General features: G+C 58.9%; 20 protein-coding genes and 1 other RNA gene. 9 read left to right on the plus strand and 12 right to left on the minus strand.

Annotation, left to right across the window (positions count from 1 at the left end; all coding sequences use genetic code 11):
• Positions 1–26: 26 nt before the first annotated feature.
• The 6 genes from D3Z90_RS25550 to D3Z90_RS25575 form a co-directional block, all read right to left on the minus strand.
• Positions 27–1,028, minus strand: coding sequence for an extracellular solute-binding protein (locus D3Z90_RS25550; protein ID WP_136478653.1), 1,002 nt, complete (start codon positions 1,026–1,028; stop codon positions 27–29).
• Positions 1,029–1,143: 115 nt separating this feature from the next.
• Positions 1,144–2,361 (minus strand): 2-octaprenyl-3-methyl-6-methoxy-1,4-benzoquinol hydroxylase, encoded by a 1,218-nt coding sequence (locus D3Z90_RS25555; protein ID WP_168198529.1) that lies wholly within the window; start codon positions 2,359–2,361, stop codon positions 1,144–1,146.
• Between the two features lie 9 nt (positions 2,362–2,370).
• The gene (locus D3Z90_RS25560; protein ID WP_136478655.1) at positions 2,371–2,853 is read right to left on the minus strand and encodes a DUF4442 domain-containing protein; all 483 of its coding nucleotides are present in this window, start codon (positions 2,851–2,853) and stop codon (positions 2,371–2,373) included.
• Positions 2,854–2,855: 2 nt separating this feature from the next.
• A complete protein-coding gene (gene ubiH, locus D3Z90_RS25565; RefSeq protein ID WP_136478656.1) occupies positions 2,856–4,049 on the minus strand; it encodes a 2-octaprenyl-6-methoxyphenyl hydroxylase in 1,194 nt (397 codons plus the stop codon).
• Entirely contained in the window at positions 4,046–5,380 is a 1,335-nt protein-coding gene (pepP, locus tag D3Z90_RS25570; RefSeq protein WP_136478657.1) for a Xaa-Pro aminopeptidase, read from the minus strand. The genes ubiH and pepP overlap by 4 nt, the downstream gene beginning before the upstream one ends.
• A gap of 22 nt (positions 5,381–5,402) precedes the next feature.
• Positions 5,403–5,957, minus strand: a complete 555-nt coding sequence (locus D3Z90_RS25575; RefSeq protein ID WP_136478658.1) for a YecA family protein — start codon at positions 5,955–5,957, stop codon at positions 5,403–5,405.
• Positions 5,958–6,109: 152 nt separating this feature from the next.
• Between D3Z90_RS25575 and D3Z90_RS25580 the strand changes: the two genes are divergently transcribed.
• The 4 genes from D3Z90_RS25580 to D3Z90_RS25595 all read left to right on the plus strand — a co-directional run bounded on the left by D3Z90_RS25580 (position 6,110) and on the right by D3Z90_RS25595 (position 7,520).
• Positions 6,110–6,319 (plus strand): TIGR02449 family protein, encoded by a 210-nt coding sequence (locus D3Z90_RS25580; RefSeq protein ID WP_136478659.1) that lies wholly within the window; start codon positions 6,110–6,112, stop codon positions 6,317–6,319.
• Positions 6,316–6,633 carry a cell division protein ZapA gene (locus tag D3Z90_RS25585; protein ID WP_136478660.1) on the plus strand — a complete coding sequence of 106 codons (318 nt, stop codon included), beginning with the start codon at positions 6,316–6,318 and terminating at the stop codon, positions 6,631–6,633. The genes D3Z90_RS25580 and D3Z90_RS25585 overlap by 4 nt, the downstream gene beginning before the upstream one ends.
• An 18-nt stretch (positions 6,634–6,651) precedes the next feature.
• Positions 6,652–6,829: non-coding RNA, 6S RNA (gene ssrS, locus D3Z90_RS25590), on the plus strand.
• Between the two features lie 82 nt (positions 6,830–6,911).
• The gene (locus D3Z90_RS25595) at positions 6,912–7,520 is read left to right on the plus strand and encodes a 5-formyltetrahydrofolate cyclo-ligase (protein WP_136478661.1); all 609 of its coding nucleotides are present in this window, start codon (positions 6,912–6,914) and stop codon (positions 7,518–7,520) included.
• Between the two features lie 18 nt (positions 7,521–7,538).
• Here D3Z90_RS25595 and D3Z90_RS26895 read toward each other — a convergent pair whose 3' ends face one another.
• Positions 7,539–7,679 carry a hypothetical protein gene (locus D3Z90_RS26895; RefSeq protein ID WP_165392175.1) on the minus strand — a complete coding sequence of 47 codons (141 nt, stop codon included), beginning with the start codon at positions 7,677–7,679 and terminating at the stop codon, positions 7,539–7,541.
• Between the two features lie 179 nt (positions 7,680–7,858).
• Here D3Z90_RS26895 and D3Z90_RS25600 point away from each other — a divergent pair, with 179 nt between their 5' ends.
• From D3Z90_RS25600 to D3Z90_RS25615, 4 genes are all read left to right on the plus strand, one after another.
• The gene (locus tag D3Z90_RS25600) at positions 7,859–8,308 is read left to right on the plus strand and encodes an EVE domain-containing protein (protein WP_136478662.1); all 450 of its coding nucleotides are present in this window, start codon (positions 7,859–7,861) and stop codon (positions 8,306–8,308) included.
• Positions 8,309–8,400: 92 nt separating this feature from the next.
• Positions 8,401–9,360, plus strand: a complete 960-nt coding sequence (locus D3Z90_RS25605; RefSeq protein WP_136478663.1) for an HlyD family secretion protein — start codon at positions 8,401–8,403, stop codon at positions 9,358–9,360.
• Positions 9,357–12,080 (plus strand): ribosome-associated ATPase/putative transporter RbbA, encoded by a 2,724-nt coding sequence (rbbA, locus tag D3Z90_RS25610; RefSeq protein WP_136478664.1) that lies wholly within the window; start codon positions 9,357–9,359, stop codon positions 12,078–12,080. The genes D3Z90_RS25605 and rbbA overlap by 4 nt, the downstream gene beginning before the upstream one ends.
• The gene (locus D3Z90_RS25615) at positions 12,080–13,198 is read left to right on the plus strand and encodes an ABC transporter permease (protein WP_136478665.1); all 1,119 of its coding nucleotides are present in this window, start codon (positions 12,080–12,082) and stop codon (positions 13,196–13,198) included. The genes rbbA and D3Z90_RS25615 overlap by 1 nt, the downstream gene beginning before the upstream one ends.
• A 12-nt stretch (positions 13,199–13,210) precedes the next feature.
• On the opposite strand, the gene D3Z90_RS25620 is transcribed toward D3Z90_RS25615, so the two are convergent.
• Positions 13,211–13,615, minus strand: a complete 405-nt coding sequence (locus D3Z90_RS25620; RefSeq protein ID WP_136478666.1) for a flagellar basal body-associated protein FliL — start codon at positions 13,613–13,615, stop codon at positions 13,211–13,213.
• 156 nt (positions 13,616–13,771) lie between these two features.
• Between D3Z90_RS25620 and D3Z90_RS25625 the strand changes: the two genes are divergently transcribed.
• Positions 13,772–14,749 carry an NADPH:quinone oxidoreductase family protein gene (locus D3Z90_RS25625; protein WP_136478667.1) on the plus strand — a complete coding sequence of 326 codons (978 nt, stop codon included), beginning with the start codon at positions 13,772–13,774 and terminating at the stop codon, positions 14,747–14,749.
• A 22-nt stretch (positions 14,750–14,771) separates the two neighbouring features.
• On the opposite strand, the gene D3Z90_RS25630 is transcribed toward D3Z90_RS25625, so the two are convergent.
• The 4 genes from D3Z90_RS25630 to ubiD all read right to left on the minus strand — a co-directional run bounded on the left by D3Z90_RS25630 (position 14,772) and on the right by ubiD (position 18,903).
• Positions 14,772–15,413, minus strand: a complete 642-nt coding sequence (locus D3Z90_RS25630) for an energy transducer TonB (RefSeq protein WP_136478668.1) — start codon at positions 15,411–15,413, stop codon at positions 14,772–14,774.
• A 68-nt stretch (positions 15,414–15,481) separates the two neighbouring features.
• On the minus strand, positions 15,482–16,195 hold the full coding sequence (locus D3Z90_RS25635) for a gamma-glutamylcyclotransferase (protein ID WP_136478669.1): 714 nt from the start codon (positions 16,193–16,195) through the stop codon (positions 15,482–15,484).
• 272 nt (positions 16,196–16,467) lie between these two features.
• Positions 16,468–17,436 carry a CDP-6-deoxy-delta-3,4-glucoseen reductase gene (locus tag D3Z90_RS25640; protein WP_136478670.1) on the minus strand — a complete coding sequence of 323 codons (969 nt, stop codon included), beginning with the start codon at positions 17,434–17,436 and terminating at the stop codon, positions 16,468–16,470.
• The gene (ubiD, locus tag D3Z90_RS25645; protein WP_136478671.1) at positions 17,437–18,903 is read right to left on the minus strand and encodes a 4-hydroxy-3-polyprenylbenzoate decarboxylase; all 1,467 of its coding nucleotides are present in this window, start codon (positions 18,901–18,903) and stop codon (positions 17,437–17,439) included.
• Between the last annotated feature and the right edge of the window lie 97 nt (positions 18,904–19,000).

Genomic DNA, 19,000 nt, shown 5'->3' on the forward strand with positions numbered 1-19,000 from the left:
CCACAGGGGCCTATCAGGGCACCGACTTAGTTCCAGCCAGCCCGATCCATCAGGCGAATCGCCTCAGCCTGACGCTTACCAGCCACTTCGACAGGGATAGTGTCGGCCTTGAACGTTCCCCAAGCAGCGACTTCTTCGGAAGGCGCGACTTTCGGATTGGCCGGGAACTCCTGGTTCACGCCAGCGAAAATTTTCTGCGCATCTTCACCCGTCATCCATTCAACCAACTTGGTGGCGGCTTCAGGATGTGGCGCATATTTGGTCAGGCCAATGCCCGACAGGTTGACGTGCACGCCGCGGTCGGCCTGGTTTGGCCAGAACAGCTTGACCGCAAGGTTCGGATTTTCCTTGTGCAGGCGACCGTAGTAGTAGGTGTTGACGATACCAACGTCGCACTGACCTGCGTTGATGGCCTGCAGCAAGGCGGTGTCATCGGAGAACACATCCGTGGACAGGTTGTTGACCCAGCCCTTGATGATTTCTTCGGTCTTCTTCTCGCCGTGGGTTTCGATCAGGGTGGCGGTCAGCGATTGGTTATAAACCTTTTTCGCCGTGCGCAGGCACAGACGACCTTCCCAGTTCTTGTCGGCCAGGGCTTCGTAAGTGCTCAGTTCTTCAGGCTTCACTCGATCGGTGGAGTAAGCGATGGTCCGCGCCCGCAAGCTCAAGCCGGTCCAATCGTGGGACGAAGCACGGTACTGCTTGGGAATATTGGCATCGATCACTTCGGATTTGATCGGCTGCAAAATGCCCATCTGCTCGGCCTGCCAGAGGTTGCCGGCATCGACAGTCAGTAGCAAGTCAGCAGTGGCGTTCTTGCCCTCGGCCTTGATGCGTTGCATCAAAGGCGCTTCTTTGTCGGTGATGAACTTGACCTTGACCCCGGTCTTGGCCGTGTAGGCATCGAAAACCGGCTTGATCAACTCATCGATACGCGAGGAATACACCACCACTTCATCCGCAGCCTGGGCGGTACCGCCCAGCAGGGTCAAAGCCAGAGCGGCCAGTACGTACTTGCGTGGCAACATGGTGCATGTCCTCGAAGTTCAAAAGAGGTGCAAATGGTAGTTAATCCCATTTCCCATCTCAACTGAACTCATCGGGGAGGAGTTACCAGATGTTACTGCGCTTGCAAGGCTGGCCTCAGGACCGCGCCAACTCTGGCAGATCACCACTAAGCCCAAGGGCTTGACGTACAAACAAGGCCTTTGCTTCGGGCAGTTGTTCCACCCATTTCAGGCCGCTGTTGCGCAACCAGCGCAGCGGCAACTGGTCGGCCTGGAACAAACGTTCGAAGCCTTCCATCGCTGCCATAAGCGCCAGGTTGTGTGGCATACGCCGGCGTTCGTATCGGCTCAGGACGCGGATATCTGCCAATCGCTCCCCCCGCTCATAGGCGTGCTGGAGCTCTTCGGCCAAGGTGGCTGCATCGAGAAACCCCAGGTTGACGCCCTGCCCGGCCAACGGATGGATGGTGTGGGCAGCATCGCCGATCAGCGCCAGGCCTTCTGCGACATAGCGCTTGGCATGCCGCTGGCGCAACGGCACGCACAGCCTTGGGTCGGCTTGCAGTACAGTGCCGAGACGGCCTTCGAAGGCGCGCTCCAGTTGTGCGCAGAAATCGCTATCTTCCAACTTCATCAGGCGCTCGGCCTGCTCTGGAGTGGTCGACCAGACAATCGAGCACCAATCCTGCTGGCCGTCGCGCAGCAGTGGCAGGAAAGCCAACGGACCGTCATCGGTAAAGCGTTGCCAGGCGGTAGCCTGATGCGGTTCAGAGCAGCGCACACTGGTAACGATGGCGTGATGCAGGTAGTCCCACTCACGCGTCTTGCAGCCCGTCAGGCGGCGCACCGCCGAGTGCGCACCATCAGCCGCAACCACCAGCGGTGCACGCAAGGTCCGGCCATCCGCGAGGGTCAGCAACCACTCATCACCGGAGCGGCGCATCTGCTCGAGACGCGCATTGGCCAGCAAACCGATTTCGCTGTCATGCAAGCGCTGCAGCAGGCCATCCTGAACTACGCGGTTTTCGACGATGTGGCCCAGCACGTGGGCGTGCACACTGGCCGCCGAAAAATGGATCTGGCCGGTGCCGCTGCCGTCCCAGACTCGCATGTCCGAATATGGGCTCAGGCGGCGCGCCTCAATCCCTTGCCAGGCGCCCAGGCGCTCCAGGATGCGCTGGCTGGCCATCGACAGGGCACTGACCCGTGGCTCGAAAGCAGACTGCTCGTCGAATGGTTTGACCGACAGCGGACTGCCATCGAGCAGGAGGATTTCCAGGCCACTGTGCTGGAGTGCCAGGGCCAGGGCGCTGCCGACCATACCGGCACCGACAATCAACAGATCTGCGCGCATTTCCATGCTTTAAGCCTGTCTCGCTTGCGGCTTGAGCCGCACGTATAGGGTTTTGTCGACCTGGGCCACCAACTCACCGGCAGCGTCACGGATATCGACTTGAAGTTTTGGCAGGTACTTTTTACCGCCTGCGGTGTGCTCGCGAATGTCAGCCAGCAACTCATCGCCGATGCGCAAGTCAGCGAACACCGGTCCTTTGCCCGGTGCGATAAAGTCGATACTGGCTGCCTTGTCCCAGACGATGTACTCACGACCCAGCAGCTCTATCAGCATCAGCATGTAGAACGGATCGACCATCGAATAGAGGCTGCCGCCAAACTGGGTACCAACATAGTTGCGGTTGAACCAGTGCAGGCCCATGCGCACCCTCACATGGCGCAAATCCGGGCTGATACTCAACACCCGAATACCGGCGCCAATATAAGGCGGATAAAAATTCAGCAGCCAGCGCAGCAGCCGTGCACGCCGGGCCAGTTTACGCGAGTCATCCATGCTCAGCTCCGCGGGTCCGGACGGGTTCCCAGGCCCATGGCCTGACGGGCAAACCAGCGCTTGGCTGGAGGCAACAGGTCAAGCCCGAGCAAGCCCAGGTTACGTCCAGTGGCAATCAATGGCTGGGCGTTACCGAACAAGCGGGTTACTCGGTCGGAAAAGCCCACGGTCATGTCCTGGTCCAGCCGCTGGCGCTCTCGATAAACTTGCAATGTGGCAAAGTCACCTGGCACACCAGGGCCTGCCAACAGGCCTTCAGCCAGCGACTGCACATCACGCAGGGAGAGGTTGAAACCCTGCCCGGCAATAGGATGCAGGCTGTGGGCAGCGTTACCCAGAACGACAAGATGCGGACGCACTTGCTCTTGGGCTTCCACCAATGACAAAGGGTAAAGATGCCGCGCGCCCACTTGGCGTAAAGCGCCCAGGCGATAGCCGAACACATTCTGCAACTCGCCAAGGAAGCTGCGCTCGTCCAGTTCCGCCAGGCGCTTGGCATCCATACCCGCACGAGTCCAGACCAGCGCACAGCGGTTTTCCGGTAACGGCAACAAGGCCATCGGTCCTTCATCTGTGAAGCGCTCGAATGCCTGGCCACAGTGGGCTTCACTGGGTGTGATGTTGGCAATCAGCGCACTCTGGTTGTATGGCCGCTGACTGACATGAATGCCCAATTGCTCACGCAACCCGGAGCGACCGCCATCGGCCAGCACGGCAAGATCGCATTCGACCACGGTGTCGTCATTGAGCGAAAGACGGTAGCCGTCTTCCAGCGCCTGCATGGCTGTCACTTCAGCCGGACAGCGCCAGCTGACCACATCGGCATCCAGGCCTTTCCACAGGCACTGGCCGAGCCAGGCGTTCTCCACCACGTAGCCCAGGGCAGGAACGCCTTCCTCCAGGGCATCCAGGCGCGTGGCACCAAAGCGGCCACGGTCGGAAACCTGGATCTGGCGAATGGGTTCGGCGCGACGACTGATCTGCTCCCACAGGCCAAGGCGCTCGTAAATTTGGCGGGTGCCGTACGATAGAGCGGACGAACGCGCGTCATAGCTCGGCTGGTAAGTGTCGCCGGGTGCAAAGGGTTCAATCAGCAGGATCGTCCAGCCGCGCGCCTTGGCACCTGCCTGCAGGGCAAGCGCCAAACTGGCGCCGACCAGGCCGCCGCCAATAATTGCCAGGTTCACCCGTTTCATGCCGCGGCACTGCGCGCGGCAGCCATCAAGGCCTCGATTTCAGCGACCGTCTTCGGCACACCGGAGGTCAGGATTTCACAGCCCTGCTTTGTAACCACTACGTCATCCTCGATACGTACGCCAATGCCGCGCCACTTTTTCGCGACACTCTGGTTATCGGCACCGATATAGATGCCAGGCTCCACCGTCAGGGCCATACCCGGTTCGAGTACCCGCCACTGACCGCCAACCTTGTATTCGCCGACGTCATGTACATCCATGCCCAGCCAGTGGCCAGCGCGATGCATGTAGAACGCCCGGTAAGCTTCGCTTTCGATCAACGCTTCGACGCTGCCCTTGAGCAACCCCAACGCCACCAGCCCTTCAGTGATCACTTGAACCGTTGCTTCGTGCGCGTGATTCCAGTGTTTACCTGGAGCAATAACGGCGAATGCCGCTTCCTGAGCCTTGAGCACCAGTTCGTAGATCGCTTTCTGTTCCGGGGAGAATTGGCCACTGACCGGAAAGGTCCGGGTGATGTCACTGGCGTAGCAGTCGATCTCACAACCGGCGTCAATCAGAACCAGATCACCATCCTTGAGCAGTGCATCGTTCTCCTGATAGTGCAGAATGCAGCTGTTGCGTCCGGCAGCAACGATAGAGCCATAGGCCGGCATCTTCGCCCCGCCCTTGCGGAACTCGTAATCCAGCTCGGCCTCCAGGCTGTACTCACGCAAGCCTGCACGACAAGCCTGCATGGCGCGAACATGGGCACGGGCAGAAATGGCTGCCGCTTCACGCATCACTTTCACTTCTGCCGCCGACTTATACAGGCGCATGTCGTGCAGGAGATGATCCAGGGCAACGAACTCGTTCGGTGGCTGGGCACCAAGGCGAGCCTTGGAACGGATCACGTTGATCCACTCCATCAGGTGACGATCAAACTCGGGGTTGCTGCCCATGGCCGAATACACCCGGTCCCGGCCCTCGATCAGGCCCGGCAGGATGTCGTCGATATCGGTAATCGGGAAAGCGTCATCGGCGCCAAAATCACGCACCGCACCTTCCTGTCCGGCACGCAGCCCATCCCATAATTCACGCTCTGGATTGCGTTCACGACAAAACAACACATATTCGCCATGCTCGCGACCAGGAATCAGCGCAATCACTGCCTCCGGCTCAGGGAAGCCGCTCAGGTACTGGAAATCACTGTCCTGACGGTACACATGCTCAACGTCACGGTTGCGAATGGCAACCGCAGCGGCAGGCAGGATAGCGATACTGTTGGGCTCCATCTGCGCCATCAGCGCCTTGCGTCGACGGGCGTATTCCGACTTGGGGATATGGCTCATGGGCAGTGGGGTCCCTCTACAGTCAGTGCAGCGAAGGTTTGGCTGCAGGCTCGACCGGCTTGGCCAATTCCGTGTACAGCAACAGCGGTGCGACGCGCAGGTATTCCATTACTTCCATATAGTCGCTTTCACCGTCTTCGGACTCTTCCAGGGCGTCCTGGACCTGGGAAATGGCATCCAGGTCTTGAAGCACTTCCTTGGCTTCAGTGCTCAGCGTCACGCCGGCGGAGTTCAGACCGAAGCCATACAGGAAGCCCTTGCACCACTCACCCAGCGCTGCAGCGCGGTCAGTCAGCGCAGCTTCATCGCCCGGCAGCAGCAGTACGATAGTGATATCGTCACCCGTGAGTTCGCCCTTGACCATCTCCTGCAGGCCGATCAAAGCGTTACGAACATTGTCTGCCGGATCGTTTTCCAGCAGATGGGCGGCATCGGCCAACCAGGCCTCCGCATCGAAGCCAGCCCCGGCGCAGCTACGCCCGAGCAACAGCCCGTGCAGTTCGGCAGGAGATACAGGATGCCCGTTGCTGGTGAGCAAAGTGGCGAAAGCGGTGTACGGCGAATTGGTAATAGGCATGGGCAACTAGGCGCCAGACGGCGCAATGACTAGAATGAAGACCTTGTATCCTAGCACCGGCAGGCGCGCCAAGACCATCGACGCGGCCAACTCGGAGCAGGCCGGGGCATAAATCGGGCAACCACCCGCCAGACCGAATCGAGTGGCAACCAATGCAAGAGAACGATCTGCAAACGCTGATGGGCCGATTCGAACTGCTGATTGAGCGAGTCGAGCAACTTAAACGGCAAAACACACTCCTATTAGCTCAGGAAAAGTCCTGGCGCGAGGAGCGCGCCCACCTCATCGAAAAAAACGAAATCGCCCGGCGTAAGGTCGAATCGATGATTTTGCGACTCAAGGCCCTGGAGCAAGACTCATGAGTTCAAGCAATAGCGTGACCGTTCAGATCCTCGACAAAGAATATTCGATCATCTGTCCGCCCGAGGAACGCAGCAATCTGGTCAGCGCCGCACGCTATCTGGATGGCAAAATGCGTGAAATCCGCAGCAGTGGCAAAGTGATCGGCGCCGACCGGATCGCTGTGATGGCCGCTCTGAACATTACCCACGACCTGCTGCACAATCAGGAACGCCCTGAAGCACCGACCGGTGGCGCCACCCGCGAACAGGTTCGCGATCTGCTCGAACGCGTCGATCAGGCACTGTCTGACGATCAAGATACAAATAAGGGTTAAGAATCGGTATACTGGCGCCACTCCCTGGAGTGCTTGCCAGTCGGTCATGTCCCTGAGCCGATACGCACAACCACGGGGGTTGCACGTGGGGCCGGTGTGCATGTCCGCTTGACGGAAAGCCTTAACGCCTCCTGCAATCTCCACCTTGAACTTTCGGGTTCAAGGGCTACACCGACAGCGGTTCGTCGGGGAGCCTGAATTACCTTTGCGCGCATTCCAAAGCGGGCAAATTGAGCGGTTGCCCAAGCGCAACAGCCTTCTCTGGGAACGCCCGTGCCATGACCGACACCGCGCAGCTAACCCGCCCCCAACTTCGCCGCCTGCTACGTGACGCCCGTCGTGCCTTGAGCCCGGCCCAACAACGTCAGGCCGCAGCCGGGTTGTACCGCCAGCTGGCGCAACATCCATTGTTCCGTCGCGCCCGCCACATCGCCCTGTACCTGCCCAACGACAGTGAAATCGACCCTCGCTTGCTGCTGCGCGAGGCGCAACGGCGAGGCAAACGTACTTATCTGCCCGTCTTGCACGCCTGGCCTAGAAGTAAAATGGTCTTCCAACGTATCGAGCACGGCGAAAAACTGCGACCCAATCGCTTTCGCATCGCCGAACCTCACATCAACCTGGCGCGACAACGACCTATCTGGGCGCTGGATTTGATCCTGCTGCCGTTGGTGGGGTTTGATGAAGAAGGCGGCCGACTGGGGATGGGAGGCGGCTTCTACGATCGAAGCCTGGCCTATCAAGCCCGCCGCAAAGCCTGGAAAAAACCTTTGCTGCTGGGCCTGGCGCACGAGTGTCAAAAAGTGCAACGACTGGCACAGGCCAGCTGGGATGTGCCGCTACAAGGGACGGTCTCGGACCGTGGCTGGTACCTGGCGCCAGCCTGAGAAACGTCAACGCTGCGATCAACGTTGTTGCGGATTCACCGGCATTTCGTAGGGAGCATCGAGTTTGCGCTCCCAAAGGCTTTGCGCATAACCGGTAGTGACCACACCCAAACCGAACAGAAACACGAGAATCCAGAGCAAGTCCGGTTTGCGATTCATTGATTGCCCCCCTCAGGCAAACTGATCACGTTGTCAGCAACGTTTTTAGTTGTTGCAGCAGCGTCAAGCTTAAAAGTGGCGCATTCTCCGACAACCAGCGCCGACACGCAAACCTTGACGCCAACCGACCGTCGGTTTCATGCAACAGGTTATTTCAAATTTAGTCAGGAGCACCACCTATGGCCTATTGGCTAATGAAATCCGAGCCCGAAGAACTATCAATCGAGGATCTGGCCCGCCTCAAGCAAGCGCGCTGGGACGGCGTTCGTAACTATCAGGCCCGCAATTTTCTGCGCAGCATGGCAGTGGGTGATCAATTTTTCTTTTATCACTCAAGCTGCCCCGAACCCGGTATCGCCGGGATCGGCCAGATATGCACCGCCGCTTACCCTGACCCGACCGCCCTCGACCCTCAGAGCCATTACTTCGACGCCAAAGCCAACGATGAAAAGAACCCTTGGAGCGCCATCGATGTCGTCCATGTGGAAACATTCACGAAAGTTCTAGGCTTGGGCTTCCTCAAGCAACAAACCGCCCTTGCAGAACTGCCACTGGTACAAAAAGGGAGCCGCTTATCAGTCATGCCGGTTACTGCGCAACAGTGGGCAGCAGTACTCGCACTACGTTAAACAGGGTAGGATTGCGGAGTTTTGACGAACATCAACGCACCAGGGTCGGTGCCGCGCCACAATTTGGTGCGAATGCAGCAGGAGGCAGACTGATGAGCCAACATACTCCAAAATTATTTGCTGGCGCTTTGATCGCCTTACTCCTGGCCGCTGGTGGTCTGGGCTACTGGAAGTCCCTGCACGACCGCCTGCCTGATGGTTTGAGCATGGGCAACGGCCGGCTTGAATCCACTGAAGTACAAATCGCCAGCAAGATTCCCGGGCGCCTGGCCGAAGTGCTGGTCGATGAAGGCGACAAGGTCAAGCAAGGCCAGCTCCTGGCGCGTATCGACACCCGCACGCTCGAAGCTCAACGCAGCCAGGCTGAGGCCGAGGTGCTTCGCGCCAAGGAAAATTACTCCGCCGCCCAGGCCAATGTGCAACTGCGCCAGAGCGAACTGCTGTTGGCCAGCCAGGAGTTGAAGCGGGTCAAGGAAATTTTCCTGCGCAAATACGCCAGCCAACAACTACTCGACCAACAGCAAGCCCGCTACGACACCGCAAGTTCAGCCGTGGTCGCAGCCCGTGCACAATTGGCCGCGATCAAGGCTGCGATTGGCGCTGCCGAAGCTCAAGTCGCCCAGCTTACCAGCGAGATCGACGACAGCAGCCTGCGCGCGCCCCTCGATGGCATTATCCAACTGCGCCTGGCCGAGCCGGGTGAGGTGCTGGGCGCCGGAGGCCGCGTGCTGATGCTGATCAACCCGAACGATCAGTACATGAACCTGTACCTGCCCGCCTCGACCACCGGCCGCCTGACTGTGGGCGATGAAGCCAGGATAATTCTCGACGCCCTGCCGGACAAAGCGCTGCCGGCAAAAATCGCATTTGTTGCCGCCAAGGCCCAGTTCACGCCGAAACAGGTGGAAACCCGCGACGAGCGCCAAAAGCTGGTGTTTCGGGTCAAGCTGCGCCTGACCGAACCCAGTGCCGTGCCTCAGGCCAAGCCCGGCATGCCCGGTGCGGGTTACGTGCGCACGGCTGAAGTAGACTGGCCGGCCAATCTGCGATGAACGCCCTGGCGCTACACGCGCAGGGCATCAGTCACCGTTATGGCAAACTCGAGGCCCTGCAAGATATCTCCTTCGACCTGCCAGCTGGCACCCGTTGCGGGCTGATAGGTCCGGACGGTGCTGGAAAGTCCAGTCTGCTGGGCTTGATCGCCGGGGTGAAGAAGCTGCAAAGCGGTGAGCTTGAGGTACTCGACGGATCGATCCGCAAGCGCCGTCACCGCAACAGCCTGTACCCGCGAATAGCCTTCATGCCGCAAGGTCTGGGCAACAACCTCTATCCTGAATTATCCATCAGCGAAAACATTCGCTTCTTCGCCACCCTGTTCGGCCTCAGCGCGGCGCAGTGCGAGCAGCGCATGCACAACTTGCTGCTCGCTACCGATCTTGCGCGATTTGCCGAACGGCCAGCCGGCAAGCTATCCGGAGGCATGAAGCAAAAACTCGGTTTGTGCTGTGCGCTGATCCACGATCCCGACTTGCTGATCCTTGACGAGCCAACCACCGGTGTAGATCCACTGTCGCGTCGGCACTTCTGGGAACTGGTCGAGCAAGTCCGTGCCGAGCGACCACAGCTCACCCTGCTGGTTGCCACTGCCTACATGGAAGAAGCCGAGCAATTCGAACACTGCCTGATGCTTGACCGGGGCAAGTTGATCGCCTCGGGACTCAGCCAGGAACTGGCCAGTGCAACGGCCAGCGGCAAACTGGATGACGCCTTCACCCACTACCAAGGTGACAGTGCGCACGATCCTCAGCCACTAGAGATTCCTCCACGCCCCGCCGGCGAAACAACAATCGCTATTGAAGCTCACGAACTGACCCTGCGCTTTGGTGACTTCACTGCGGTGAACAAGGTCAGTTTCGCCATCGGTCGAGGGGAGATATTCGGTTTTCTCGGTTCCAATGGTTGCGGCAAAACCACCACCATGAAAGTGCTCACCGGCTTGATGCCTGCCAGCGAAGGCAGCGCGACCCTTTTGGGGCGGCCGGTAGACGCCAAAGACTTGGCAACCCGCAAGCGGGTTGGCTTCATGTCGCAGAGCTTCTCGTTGTATGGCGAGCTTAGCGTGCGCCAGAACCTTGAGTTGCACGCGCGGCTTTTCGATCTGCCCAAAGCCGATAGCACAACTCGTATCGCTGAGCTCATCGAACGCTTCGACCTTGGCAACATCGCTGACCAGCAGTCCGGGGCGCTGCCCTTGGGGCTGCGCCAGCGTCTGTCACTCGCTGTGGCGGTATTACACCGCCCGGAAGTGCTGATTCTCGATGAACCCACTTCTGGCGTGGACCCAGCGGCTCGCGATGATTTCTGGCGCCTGCTGATCGAGTTGTCGCGGGAACAAGGCGTGACCATATTCCTCTCCACGCACTTCATGAACGAGGCGCAGCGCTGCGACCGAATTTCCCTGATGCATGCGGGCAAGGTGCTTGCTTGCGATACCCCTGCGGCGCTGCAACAACAGTTTGCCGGAGACACCCTCGAAGACGCTTTCGTGACATGCCTGGAACAAGCGCAAGGACTGGCCGAAGCGCCAGCAGCCTCAACAGCACTTGAAGAGCCAGGCGCTTCAACCCCGATAACGATGTCCCGGGGATTCAGCATCAGGCGCCTGTTTGCCGTTGCCACCCGCGAGGGTAAGGAGCTACTGCGCGACAAGGTCCGTCTGGCGTTCGCGTTGCTCGGTGCGTTGTTCATGATGGTGATCTTCGGCTATGGCATCTCGCTGGACGTCGAGAATCTTGCATTCGCCGTTTATGACCAGGACCAGAGCCCGCAAAGTCGAGCCTATCTTGAAGCATTCCGTGGCTCGCGCTACTTCGCCGAGCAGCCGCCTATCCGCGATTCGGCACAGCTGCACCAGCGCTTGCAGCGCTCGGAAATCAAGCTGGCACTGGAAATCCCGCCAGGATTCGGACGTGACTTGCATGCCGGGCGCCAGCCAGTGGTCGCGGCATGGCTCGACGGCGGCATGCCGTTTCGCGCCGAAACCAGCCGTAACTATGTCGAAGCGGTGCACCAGGCCAACCTCGAGCAACTGGCAGCCCTGAGCAGCCAGGCACAACCTGGACAATCGCCGGTGCGCCTGGAAACTCGCTTTCGCTACAACCAGGACGTGGTCAGCGTGAACGCGATTGGCCCCGGAGTAATGGCGCTGATCCTTGCCTTCATACCAGCCATGCTCACAGCGCTTGGGATTGTCCGTGAGAAAGAGCTGGGCTCGATCACCAACTTCTATGCCACTCCGCTGACCCGTCTGGAGTTTTTGCTCGGCAAACAGGCCCCCTACCTGGCGATCAGCCTGATCAACCTGGCGTTGCTGGTGGCGATGAACCGCTGGCTATTCGGTGTGCCATTCAAAGGCAGCGCATTTGCCCTGGCCGTTGGCGGTCTACTGTATGTGCTGGCAACCACTAGCCTTGGCCTGTTGATCTCGGCGTTCACCCGTACACAGATCGCGGCGATCCTCGGCACCATGATCATCACCAGCCTGCCGACCATCCAGTTCTCCGGGCTGATCGTGCCACGCTCATCACTCGATGGATCGGCAGCACTGATGGGGCAACTGTTCCCGGCCGGCTACTTTCTCGATGTTGCCGTCGGCACCTTCACCAAGGCCTTGAGCCTGCGTGAACTGTGGCCGCAATGCCTGGCCCTGTTCGGGTTCTTTGTTGCCTTCACCGGCCTGAGCCTGGCCATGCTGAAGAAGCAGGAGGTCTGATGCATCGTTTGGCACATACCCTGCGCCTGGGTCTCAAGGAGCTGACCAGCCTACGCCACGACAGCGTTCTGCTGCTGTTTTTGCTCTATGCATTCAGCGTGGCCATCTACATGCCGGCGGCAGGCTCGATCATTGGTGTGCACAACGCCAGCGTCGCGGTGATCGATGAAGACCACAGCCAGCTGTCGCGCAAGCTTGCCGAATCCTTGCAACCCCCTGAATTCCAGCCTGCGGTGCCGCTGCCTTACAACCAGCTCGACCAGGCCATGGACAGTGGCCTGTATACCTTCGTCATCAACGTGCCAACGAACTTTCAAAACGACCTGCTGGCGGGGCGTTCACCGGAATTGCAGGTTAACGTCGATGCCACAGCCATGAGCCAGGCGTTCATGGGGGCGGGATACATCGGGCGGATATTCGAGCGCGAGCTGCTCGATTACGCCAACCAGGGCTCCGCCGCTGCCAACAGCCCGGCGACAATCAGCCCGAGGGCCCTGTTCAACCCCAACCTGGAAGGTGGCTGGTTCCTGGCGGTAATCCAGATCGTCAACAACATCACCATCCTTGCCATCGTGCTTACCGGCACAGCACTGCTACGCGAGCGCGAACATGGCACCCTGGATCATTTGCTGGTGCTGCCGCTGACCGCACTGGAAATCATGCTGGCCAAGATCGGCAGCAACGCACTGGTTGTGGTGGTATGCACCTGGGTGTCGCTGGAGGTAATCGTCAAAGGTGCACTGGGCGTGCCGCTGGCCGGCTCACTCGGGTTGTTCCTGGCAGTCACCGCCCTGTACTTGTTTGCCAGTACAGCGCTAGGCATATTCCTCGCCACCTTGGCGCGCTCGACGCCGCAGTTCGGCCTGCTGGCGATTCCAGTGATCATTCCCATGCTGTTGCTGTCGGGCGGCAGCACACCGCTGGACAGCATGCCGCAGTGGCTACAGTGGGTCATGCAGCTTTCACCTTCAACCCACTTTGTCAGCCTGAGCGCGGCGATCCTGTTTCGCGACGCCGGCCTGGCAGTGGTCTGGCCCGACGTGCTGGCCCTGGCAGCCATTGGCCTGGCGTTTTTTGCGGTCGCCCTGGCGCGCTTTCGACGCAGCCTCACATCCTGAAGCGCGTCGGTACTACTGCACGATAAGGTTGTTGAACAATAGATCATCGACCATAGGCTTGCCCTCTTCGGCTTCCAGGACTTGCTGGACTTGCTTCAAGGCTTCCTGACGCAGTTTTTCCTTGGACTCGACATTGCTCATGCTTTCCAGATTCTGCTGGGTAAACAGCGCCACCAACTGATTGCGGATCAGTGGCTCATGATGCTTAACCGCTGCGGCAGCAGCATCACTGTTAACGCGCAATGCCACGTCGGCTTTGAACACACGGAGTTTCGGCCCGCCATCCAAGGCATAGTTGCCAACGAAGGGTGGACTCAAAGAGATATAAGAAACCTTCGGTTCGCCTTCTTTGGCTTCCTCGGCCATCGCCGCTATCGGCAGCATCAATGCCAATACCATCAAGATCCACGCTTTCACAAATTCGCTCCTCACACAGTTGGCGCCAGCATACCCAGCGCACCGGTCAAACCCAAGCCCAGGCTTATGCCGGCCTATCAGGACGGGCCATGCTGATTGACCCGGTACTCCACCCACCTACACTTATCGGCCACTACGCGCAAAGGAATAGTCCCGATGAAAGCTGTGTTGTGCAAAGCCCTGGGTCCTGCCAGGGATCTGGTCCTGGAAGAAGTTGCAAACCCCACCCCGAAGAAGAACGAGATCGTCATGGAGGTGCATGCGGCCGGGGTCAACTTTCCCGACACCTTGATCATCGAAGGCAAATATCAATTCCAGCCCCCCTTGCCCTTTTCGCCAGGCGGCGAAGCCGCCGGTATTGTCAGCGCGGTAGGTGAGAAGGTCACCACACTCAAACCGGGCGATCGGGTTATGGCACTGACAGGCTGGGGAAGTTTTGCCGAGCAGGTTGCAGTACCTGCCTACAACGTCCTGCCGATTCCAGAGCACATGGATTTCAACAGTGCAGCCGCCTTTGGCATGACCTATGGCACCTCGATGCATGCTTTGCAGCAACGTGCCCAGCTCAAGGCTGGCGAAAGCCTGCTGGTACTGGGAGCCTCGGGCGGCGTCGGGCTGGCAGCGGTGGAAATCGGCAAGGCCATGGGTGCGCGGGTGATTGCTGCAGCCAGCAGCGCCGAGAAACTCGCCGTGGCCAAGGCTGCCGGTGCCGATGAGTTGATCAACTACAGCGAGCACAGCCTCAAGGATGAGATCAAACGCTTGACCGGTGGTAATGGCGTCGATGTCATCTATGACCCGGTTGGCGGCGACTTGTTTGACCAGGCTGTCCGCGGCATCGCCTGGAACGGCCGCCTGCTGGTGGTAGGTTTTGCCAGCGGGCGCATCCCGCAGCTACCGGTAAACCTGGCACTGCTCAAGGGTGCGGCAGTGCTCGGCGTGTTCTGGGGCGCTTTCGCCCAACGCCAGCCGGACGACAATGCAGCAAACTTCAAGCAACTGTTTGCATGGTACGCCGAGGGCAAGCTCAAGCCACTGGTGTCGCAAACATTCCCACTGGCCGAGGCAGGCGCGGCCATCGAATTGCTCGGTCAGCGCAAGGCCGTGGGGAAATTGGTCGTGACCATGCGCTGAGCCGGTTTTCCCGCAGCGCTCGTCAGCGCTGCGGGACCAGCCGCTCGCGCAACGCCGCAGGCCAAAGGTCGACATAGTCGACGCCCGGGTATGCCCGGCACTGTTCGATTATTTTCGGCAGGGCCTTGTTAAAGGCTTTTGAGGTAGCAAGGGCGTATTCGTAGCTGGTGGTGCCGTCTTTCGGGAGGTCCGAGATCATGCGAATCGACAACAATGTCGTGTTCATCTCGTCAAGTGGCCTTTTTTCATCATCTTTACGGTACATAGCCACTTCTTCGTTGAATTGCTTGCACGTCTTCAAGATCAACCCGGCACGCTCGTAGATATCCCACCATTCTTCTTTGTCATTCAGACGAAAATACAGATTTGTTTGTACATCCACTTTTTCAGGGTTTTCTCTAGAAACGGTCCAGGGCTTGAAACGCCATTTCCTGGCCGCTTCCAGCGCAGAATTTGCAAAGGCCGGGTCACTACTCTGAAGGACCTTTACATTTCGGACGCTACCGTCGGCCAGCACATCGAAACCGATTCTGACAGAGCCGGAAATAGCCGACTTGAGCAATTCCTGCGGATAGGTTGGGATGACCTTTTCAACGAATTCCATTTTGATATCGGCATGGGCGATACCTGCCCCCACCAACAGCAGTGCTGCTAACCACTTCATCCTTGATCCTTGCCTGCCTTGAATTCTTCCAGAGCGCGATATTAGCGAACCAAAGTTTCTGCGGCAATTTAACAATTCTCATTACTGTTGGAGGCACAACTCCAACGGGTAGCCGCGGGCTTGCCCGCTACCGGTTGTGCAGTGCCCGGATGGCAGCGGCGAAAGCGGGCTTCCAGGTTACGGTCCGGCATGGCGTGGCTGCGCAAGGCGCTCAACGTCTGCTCGACATAGTCACGGGTGCTGCCGTAGCGCCCGCTGGCATTGGCGAAGATCTGACTGAGCAGATGGTCGGGCAGGTTGCCGGCATAACAGGGCAAGTGCCGCTCCAGCACAAACCCCAATGCCTGGACCTTGCTGCCATCATCCAGACGACAAGTAAGCCAATGAGGTCGGTAGGCCGGGTATGGCATTTCACGCTGCCACAACGCCAACAGAGAGTCCTCGAGGCGCTCCTGCGGCAACCTGTAGGCGAAGCCGCCGCATGAACCACCCCGATCCAGACCGAACACCAGCCCCGGGGACTCAGGCGTACCACGATGCTCATGAGACCAGAGGTAGAGGCCGCGATGATAACCATGCACCTTGGCCCGCTGGCGCTCGGCGGCATTGCATTCCGGCCGCCAGATCAGCGAACCATAGGCAAACAGCCAGACGGGACCGCCCTGGTGACGTGACATGGTGTGCTGGACCGAGTGTTGAAGTTGCTCAAGAGACAGTTGTTGTCCGAAATCGAGCAACGGAGGATAAGCCACATTCAAAGATGCAGTTTCAATCGCCGACATAGCTGCCGCCAAATTCCTCGTAACTAGTGAAGTGAGTTACTGTAAACGAATACTTCATCCGCGTACTTACCGTACGGCAGACGGGCATTGAACACAATACTCTGCACACCCGAAAGCGCCCTGCAGCAAGGCGTTTGGCAAGCTATCGAGTGTTATTCCAAGTGTAGCGAAAGTTATTTACAGCGCAGGCAATAATAAAGGCCTTATGCCAGACACCAACGATGCTGGTTATTAAAATAGGCACGCTGTTGCAGCGTGCCTTATACCGCTATTCAATCACGCGGCGCATAAGCAAAAACATCGGCACGCATTTGATGAGCGTCCATTCCTGCTTCGACCAATGCATCGAGGGTGGCATAGATCATATTGGGCGAACCACTGGCATAGACGTGCACACCTGCCAGGTCGCTCAGGTCTTCGCACACCGCCTCATGCAGCATTCCGCAGCGCCCTTCCCAACCACAAAGATCACTGACCACCTTGTGCAGGAACAGGTTCGGCAAACGCTCCCACTCCGCCCAGTGTTCGATGTGGTAGAAGTCCTCGGGGCGGCGTACGCCCCAATACAGATGGACCGGGTGCTTAAAGCCCTTGGCCCGGCAATGTTCGAGCAGACTGTGCATCTGCGCCATGCCGGTACCAGCGGCAATCAGTACCAATGGACCGTCGGGCAGCTCGGCCAAGTGAGTATCCCCAAAGGGCATCTCGACGCGCGCCATGCGCGTACGTTGCAACTGCTCGATCAACTGCAGGGCGCTGTTCTCACGCGCCAGTACATGCATCTCAAGCTCACGCCCGCTATGAGGCGCCGAAGCCAGCGAGAACGCTGCCTTGTCAGCGCCTTCACGCTCGATCATCAGGTATTGACCCGCGTGATAACGTGGCACTTTACCGGCTGGGGCCCGCAGACGAATCCGCCAGACATCGCCACCGACGTCGACGCATTCACTCAACTGGCAGGCCAGTGTCCGCACCGGCAGCTCACCCAGGGCGAGCACACCATCCCACAACAAGATACAGTCCTCCAACGGCTCGGCGATGCAGGTGAACAGTTCACCATGATCACGCTCCTGTCCATCCTGACGCACGCGCCCCTCTACCAGCAAGGCAGCGCAGACATGACAGTTGCCATTGCGGCAGCTCTGCGGGCAGTCATAACCCAGGCGTCGCGCCCCATCTAGAATCCTTTCACCGGGGTTGAGCACTAGCACCGCCCCGGAAGGCTGCAAGGTTACCTGCATTTAGTCTATTCCCAACTGGTTCCACAGCTCATCGATCCGCCGGGTGACAGCTTCATCCTTGACGATGACCCGTCCCCATTCACGGGTGGTTTCTCCTGGCCACTTGTTGGTTGCATCCAGACCCATCTTCGAGCCCAGGCCAGAAATCGGCGATGCAAAGTCCAGGTAGTCGATCGGGGTGTTCTCAATCATCACCGTATCGCGCTTGGGGTCCATGCGCGTGGTGATCGCCCAGATCACATCATTCCAGTCACGTGCGTTGATGTCGTCGTCGGTGACAATAACGAACTTGGTATACATGAACTGTCGCAAAAACGACCAGACACCGAGCATGACGCGCTTGGCGTGCCCCGGATACTGTTTCTTCATGGTCACTACCGCCATGCGGTAGGAACAACCCTCAGGTGGCAGGTAGAAGTCGGTGATCTCCGGAAACTGCTTTTGCAGGATCGGTACGAACACCTCGTTCAATGCCACACCTAGAATCGCCGGTTCATCCGGTGGACGTCCCGTGTAGGTGCTGTGATAGATCGGGTTTTTCCGGTGAGTGATACGCTCGACGGTGAACACCGGGAAGCTATCGACTTCGTTGTAGTAGCCCGTGTGGTCGCCATAAGGACCTTCCGGAGCCATTTCACCCGGATGAATCACACCTTCGAGGATGATTTCGGCAGTAGCCGGCACTTGCAGGTCATTGCCACGGCACTTGACCAACTCGGTGCGGTTACCGCGCAACAAGCCAGCGAAGGCATATTCGGAAAGCGTGTCAGGCACTGGCGTCACGGCGCCAAGAATGGTCGCAGGGTCTGCGCCCAGAGCCACAGACACCGGGAACGGTTGGCCCGGATGCTTTTCGCACCACTCGCGGTAGTCCAGAGCGCCACCACGGTGGCTGAGCCAGCGCATGATGACTTTATTGCGGCCAATTACCTGTTGGCGGTAAATCCCCAGGTTCTGGCGTTCCTTGTTCGGGCCGCGAGTGACTGTCAGGCCCCAGGTAATCAGCGGCGCCACATCGCCCGGCCAGCAATGCTGCACCGGCAGCATGCCGAGGTCGACGTCGTCGCCTTCAATGATCACTTCGTGACAGGCCGCGTCCTTGATCACCTTCGGCGCCATGGACACGACTTTCTTGAAGATCGGCAGCTTGGACCAGGCGTCCTTGAGGCCTTTGGGCGGTTCAGGCTCCTTCAGGAAAGCCAGCAGCTTGCCGATTTCACGCAGTTCGCTGACCGACTCGGCCCCCATCCCCATGGCCACCCGTTCCGGGGTGCCAAACAGGTTACCTAGCACTGGAATGTCAAAACCCGTGGGTTTCTCGAACAGCAATGCCGGGCCTTTGGCTCGCAGGGTGCGGTCACAAACCTCGGTCATTTCCAGAACTGGGGAGATCGGAACCTGGATGCGCTTGAGTTCGCCGCGCTGTTCCAGGCCACGGATAAAGTCGCGCAAATCGCGATACTGCATGCAAAAGCCTCGTATTCGCCGTACCGGTCGGGGAGCAGAGTGTAGCGCCTAACCCGACCAGCCTGAATAGCCAAAGTACAGATAGCAAAAAGCCGGG

Source organism: Pseudomonas sp. DG56-2 (assembly GCF_004803755.1).
Lineage (GTDB): Bacteria > Pseudomonadota > Gammaproteobacteria > Pseudomonadales > Pseudomonadaceae > Aquipseudomonas > Aquipseudomonas auratipiscis.

What these genes read in the sequence shown, in the direction of transcription:
- D3Z90_RS26895 (WP_165392175.1), bottom strand. Translation starts at nt 7,679, where the DNA reads ATGAATCGCAAACCGGACTTGCTCTGGATTCTCGTGTTTCTGTTCGGT.
- D3Z90_RS25640 (WP_136478670.1), bottom strand. Translation starts at nt 17,436, where the DNA reads ATGCAGGTAACCTTGCAGCCTTCCGGGGCGGTGCTAGTGCTCAACCCC.
- D3Z90_RS25585 (WP_136478660.1), top strand. Translation starts at nt 6,316, where the DNA reads ATGAGTTCAAGCAATAGCGTGACCGTTCAGATCCTCGACAAAGAATAT.
- D3Z90_RS25575 (WP_136478658.1), bottom strand. Translation starts at nt 5,957, where the DNA reads ATGCCTATTACCAATTCGCCGTACACCGCTTTCGCCACTTTGCTCACC.
- pepP (WP_136478657.1), bottom strand. Translation starts at nt 5,380, where the DNA reads ATGAGCCATATCCCCAAGTCGGAATACGCCCGTCGACGCAAGGCGCTG.
- D3Z90_RS25630 (WP_136478668.1), bottom strand. Translation starts at nt 15,413, where the DNA reads ATGAAGTGGTTAGCAGCACTGCTGTTGGTGGGGGCAGGTATCGCCCAT.
- D3Z90_RS25600 (WP_136478662.1), top strand. Translation starts at nt 7,859, where the DNA reads ATGGCCTATTGGCTAATGAAATCCGAGCCCGAAGAACTATCAATCGAG.
- D3Z90_RS25580 (WP_136478659.1), top strand. Translation starts at nt 6,110, where the DNA reads ATGCAAGAGAACGATCTGCAAACGCTGATGGGCCGATTCGAACTGCTG.
- D3Z90_RS25555 (WP_168198529.1), bottom strand. Translation starts at nt 2,361, where the DNA reads ATGCGCGCAGATCTGTTGATTGTCGGTGCCGGTATGGTCGGCAGCGCC.
- D3Z90_RS25625 (WP_136478667.1), top strand. Translation starts at nt 13,772, where the DNA reads ATGAAAGCTGTGTTGTGCAAAGCCCTGGGTCCTGCCAGGGATCTGGTC.
- rbbA (WP_136478664.1), top strand. Translation starts at nt 9,357, where the DNA reads ATGAACGCCCTGGCGCTACACGCGCAGGGCATCAGTCACCGTTATGGC.
- ubiD (WP_136478671.1), bottom strand. Translation starts at nt 18,903, where the DNA reads ATGCAGTATCGCGATTTGCGCGACTTTATCCGTGGCCTGGAACAGCGC.
- D3Z90_RS25605 (WP_136478663.1), top strand. Translation starts at nt 8,401, where the DNA reads ATGAGCCAACATACTCCAAAATTATTTGCTGGCGCTTTGATCGCCTTA.
- D3Z90_RS25635 (WP_136478669.1), bottom strand. Translation starts at nt 16,195, where the DNA reads ATGTCGGCGATTGAAACTGCATCTTTGAATGTGGCTTATCCTCCGTTG.
- D3Z90_RS25615 (WP_136478665.1), top strand. Translation starts at nt 12,080, where the DNA reads ATGCATCGTTTGGCACATACCCTGCGCCTGGGTCTCAAGGAGCTGACC.
- D3Z90_RS25560 (WP_136478655.1), bottom strand. Translation starts at nt 2,853, where the DNA reads ATGGATGACTCGCGTAAACTGGCCCGGCGTGCACGGCTGCTGCGCTGG.
- D3Z90_RS25550 (WP_136478653.1), bottom strand. Translation starts at nt 1,028, where the DNA reads ATGTTGCCACGCAAGTACGTACTGGCCGCTCTGGCTTTGACCCTGCTG.
- D3Z90_RS25595 (WP_136478661.1), top strand. Translation starts at nt 6,912, where the DNA reads ATGACCGACACCGCGCAGCTAACCCGCCCCCAACTTCGCCGCCTGCTA.
- ubiH (WP_136478656.1), bottom strand. Translation starts at nt 4,049, where the DNA reads ATGAAACGGGTGAACCTGGCAATTATTGGCGGCGGCCTGGTCGGCGCC.